We start from the raw sequence: 3,480 nt of genomic DNA on the forward strand, positions 1-3,480 counted from the left end.
TGATATAAGTCCATTATAAGCAATAAAACTTATAAAGTCTTATATTTAAAAAAAGCTCTCGTCAATGAGAGCCTCCATTTAACCATTTAATCTCATGTTGATCATAAAGCTAGCTGACATCGCTACAAATAACAAGATACTAATAATGCCAACGAGCTTCCGCCTAGTATTGAGCTTATTAATTAACGCGGAATCATTGGAGAGCCGTTTCGATTCCGAGTACGAGCGATGCATAAACATATAACTGATAATGGAAACGACGAACAGCATGTTAATAAAAAACCATATAATTGTCCAGGTCAAGCCCTTACCTCCGGTCGTGATCAGCTATAAAAAATTATAGATACCACTTATTTAATATGTACATGAAGACTACAAAACTCACGACCGCTCCTGCAAAACTAAACCAGCCTGTACGAAATTTTTGCTGAAACATCCGCAGGATACCAAAGCTCAGCAAACCGAAAATAAGCATTAAAAAAACGATTCCAAGTATGAATAACGAAGCAGAAACACTGCTTACATCGACTAAGGACACTGAACACACTCCCTTTTTACTAATATGTACATGTTCATTAGACATTATAAGGGATAGCGAAGCCTTTAGCCAGCTGTAATACCTGTCGATTTCGTGACAAAAAGAGCACATCTCATCTAGATTTGTGCCCTTCCTGTTCCTCCATACGTTAACTACCAGCGAATAATCGCTTCATGATAGGTACGATTGGTTGGCCTCTTCTGAAGCTTCACGTGCATAAAATTGTCTTTCACTAATGTTTTGCACACCTTTGGCTTCACAAACTTAGGCAGCTTGATCGTCTCCGGCTTACCGCTCGGCAGTCCATCCAGACGCAGCCGATCTTCCCTTACGAACAACCGCAGCTGCTCTTTATCAAAGCCTTCCGGCAATGTAATCTTCACATTCAAAAAATGACGTGTTTCAGAAAAGGCGGCTGAGCCTCCTCCAATCATAACACCAGCCGCTTCGGGCAGTGCTTTGGTCATCATTTTACGCACATATTGCTCTACCCAAGCCGGTTCGCGCAGCAGCTCAAAGCCTTTCGGCATCTGCTGCTTCTCCATCCACCGTTCCATATCATCCCATTTAGATGCCACAGCAAACACCCGCCTTCCAGCACTTCTACCAGCATATGCGCCTTGAGCGTTTCAGGATACTTTCTGGATAGTAACCTCTGGGCGAATGCCGCATAAGCTATACCATAAACAATCCATTTATCAAAAATCATCTATACAAAGGGAGGATGCTCATGCCAGCTGTCGTAGGTTTTGTCAAAATTGTTAGCGTTGGCTCCGGCTCCATTATTCAATTTGGAGACGCCCTGGAAGTGTCGCCAAATAGCACTTCCAAGACGTATGCGGGATCAGGATCATTCCTAACCGGAAGCTTAACGAACTCAAATAACGCTGTCAGCGCAACAAACACCCTTGATCCGGATGTGCAAGATAGCTCGAATAATGATGTGAGTGCAATATGAGCCTGACCATTCATCAGCAAATTACAATTCATCAGCTACGTGTCGACAGCATATCGAACAGCTCCGTCCTGCAGGTCGGCAGTGCCGGATCCATACGTTCATTGTCACAGCTCTATAATTCGGGCGGGTTCACTGAGCCTGCTCCAGAGTTATCCTCAGATAATCCGCTTTCCTTCGTCCCACTGCCTAACCCTAATTAAGCGGAAATTAGAACTCATTACGAGTAGGAGGTGCAAGTATCATGCAGCAAAACAATCCACTTTCCCCGTGGCAAATATGGTCACTTGAAGTACAAAATAAGCTTAACGAGCATTGTGAGCGGCTGGATGCACTTGAAGCAAAGGTCAACGCTTTATGTGAACAAGTAAAGCAGCTCGAAGCGCGCCCTACTTACCATATAGACGGCATTCAATATCATTTTGATCAATTGAAAGTTGAGAAGCTGGACGGCACACTGAATATCGGGATGACCGCGCCAGGCATCGGAGATGATTCTATCCCTGGAAGCATTGAACAGATGACCGTATCAAATACGCCTACTTTCCCAACTACAGCCTCACCTACACCGCCACAAAATGGGCTATACAATGATATTTATGCTGGGATGACTCGCTATTTGGATATGGAAGCTCAGCAAAAGCTGCTTTCCTACGAAAACGAGCTCCAAATTCCACTAGATCCCTATCATCGACAAATTATTATAAATGATGTCCGCAAACAAGTTCCTGCTCGCATTCAGTACTATATGCAAAAAACAGATCGAGGCAGCGATGCTCAACCAGCCGCGATTGACAACAATGCAGTCACAGCTACCGTTCTGTCCAAAACAAAAAGGGATGCCGACGCTGCATTGCTCGCATATATGCGAGAGCTGCAAAACAACTCCCCATCTACCGGAGGAATGTCATAATGCTGTATTTTAAAGTCGTTAATCATCTGCTTAGTGTTGGTCAAATTGAAGTACTCGGCGTATCCAGTGCCTCGATGCTGCAAGTTGGGGACACCGATAACGTAAACTTATATTCGATGTTCGATACACCGCCTGAATCTGTCATTGTTGGACCGATTGCTCCATTTCCGCTTCCGGAAGAAGAGTCTAGCGGAACTTTTGGGGGAAGCTAGGTGGCATCATGAATCGAATCAATGATCAATCTATCAATACCTTTCATGTTCGAACCGCAACTGTTGGGTTCTTACGTATAATAACCGTTGGTCAGGCAGGTATTGTACAGCTTGGTGATCGCGCTGTGACCAACGCCAAGCTTCGAGCACTAGCGGTGCAGCGGAAAGAAGATCATCTGACTTCAGGCAAAGTTTTTTTTGAATCCTATGAGCTTTTTTCACGCCCGCTGCCCGTTATCAGTGAACCGGAATTTGATAATGCTGGTGGTATTGAGCTGTTTCGAACCAATTGTGCGCCGAATATTACAGTCGGATACATACAAGTCATTGCATCCGGCTCAGCAGCGAGCATTCAGATCGGCAACGGAGTGACTCTGAACGGAGAATCACGAATCAAGCATATTCGGCAGTACCCCCGTCAAAATTCCGCTCTCTCTCAAGGTTGAGCAAATAAAGTCCGCTATGGCACTGTAWGCCTGCGGACTTTTTCTTGTCTTTTCTATGCCAATTGAAAAATATGMACAAGCAGCAATCCGAGCCCGGCTAGCAGCACAGAGCCAATGAATCCCGCAATAAATGGTTTTTTCCCAAGCTTCTTAAATACGACAAAATCGACGCCGAGACCAAGTCCTGCCATTGCCATTGCAATAAGAAAATAAGCGGCGACAATCAGATTCGCAGTAGCTGCGGCAGGAATTATGCCTAACGTATTAWCTCCGCTCATGGCAAGAAATCCAACGATAAACCATGGAATCGGCAATTGCTTTAAGCTCATTTTTTGTGCTTTATTGGCTTTGCGGCCATTCCAAATTCCAATAATAATCGCGACAGGGACAAGCAGCGCTACGCGAGTCATCTTTAC

Annotated in this window: 8 protein-coding genes; 5 read left to right on the forward strand and 3 right to left on the reverse strand. The window is 44.6% G+C overall.

All coding sequences use genetic code 11. The features are described 5' to 3' along the window. Nucleotides 1-78: 78 nt before the first annotated feature. The gene (locus tag AC1DSE_RS32805; protein WP_076266930.1) at nt 79-303 is read right to left on the reverse strand and encodes a hypothetical protein; all 225 of its coding nucleotides are present in this window, start codon (nt 301-303) and stop codon (nt 79-81) included. 387 nt (nt 304-690) lie between these two features. Next, on the reverse strand, nt 691-1,116 hold the full coding sequence (locus AC1DSE_RS32810) for an Hsp20/alpha crystallin family protein (protein WP_076266928.1): 426 nt from the start codon (nt 1,114-1,116) through the stop codon (nt 691-693). A gap of 152 nt (nt 1,117-1,268) precedes the next feature. Between AC1DSE_RS32810 and AC1DSE_RS32815 the strand changes: the two genes are divergently transcribed. From AC1DSE_RS32815 to AC1DSE_RS32835, 5 genes are read left to right on the forward strand one after another with little or no spacing between them, the layout of a single operon-like run. Then, nucleotides 1,269-1,496 (forward strand): spore germination protein, encoded by a 228-nt coding sequence (locus tag AC1DSE_RS32815; RefSeq protein ID WP_054024261.1) that lies wholly within the window; start codon nt 1,269-1,271, stop codon nt 1,494-1,496. Further along, a complete protein-coding gene (locus AC1DSE_RS32820; RefSeq protein WP_441886115.1) occupies nt 1,493-1,696 on the forward strand; it encodes a spore germination protein GerPB in 204 nt (67 codons plus the stop codon). The genes AC1DSE_RS32815 and AC1DSE_RS32820 overlap by 4 nt, the downstream gene beginning before the upstream one ends. A 41-nt stretch (nt 1,697-1,737) precedes the next feature. Beyond that, on the forward strand, nt 1,738-2,406 hold the full coding sequence (gerPC, locus tag AC1DSE_RS32825; protein WP_477510504.1) for a spore germination protein GerPC: 669 nt from the start codon (nt 1,738-1,740) through the stop codon (nt 2,404-2,406). Further along, a complete protein-coding gene (locus tag AC1DSE_RS32830; protein WP_144376705.1) occupies nt 2,406-2,618 on the forward strand; it encodes a spore gernimation protein GerPD in 213 nt (70 codons plus the stop codon). The genes gerPC and AC1DSE_RS32830 overlap by 1 nt, the downstream gene beginning before the upstream one ends. 8 nt (nt 2,619-2,626) lie before the next feature. After that, a complete protein-coding gene (locus tag AC1DSE_RS32835) occupies nt 2,627-3,064 on the forward strand; it encodes a spore germination protein GerPE (protein ID WP_477510503.1) in 438 nt (145 codons plus the stop codon). A 53-nt stretch (nt 3,065-3,117) separates the two neighbouring features. On the opposite strand, the gene AC1DSE_RS32840 is transcribed toward AC1DSE_RS32835, so the two are convergent. Continuing rightward, nucleotides 3,118-3,480, reverse strand: a 363-nt coding sequence (locus AC1DSE_RS32840) for a putative sulfate exporter family transporter (RefSeq protein ID WP_477528880.1), incomplete at its 5' end; no start/stop codon positions are given.

This window comes from Paenibacillus sp. 01L418, assembly GCF_056400045.1.

Coding starts and splice junctions, on each gene's coding strand:
- AC1DSE_RS32815 (WP_054024261.1), top strand. CDS start 1,269: ATGCCAGCTGTCGTAGGTTTTGTCAAAATTGTTAGCGTTGGCTCCGGC.
- gerPC (WP_477510504.1), top strand. CDS start 1,738: ATGCAGCAAAACAATCCACTTTCCCCGTGGCAAATATGGTCACTTGAA.
- AC1DSE_RS32820 (WP_441886115.1), top strand. CDS start 1,493: ATGAGCCTGACCATTCATCAGCAAATTACAATTCATCAGCTACGTGTC.
- AC1DSE_RS32830 (WP_144376705.1), top strand. CDS start 2,406: ATGCTGTATTTTAAAGTCGTTAATCATCTGCTTAGTGTTGGTCAAATT.
- AC1DSE_RS32835 (WP_477510503.1), top strand. CDS start 2,627: ATGAATCGAATCAATGATCAATCTATCAATACCTTTCATGTTCGAACC.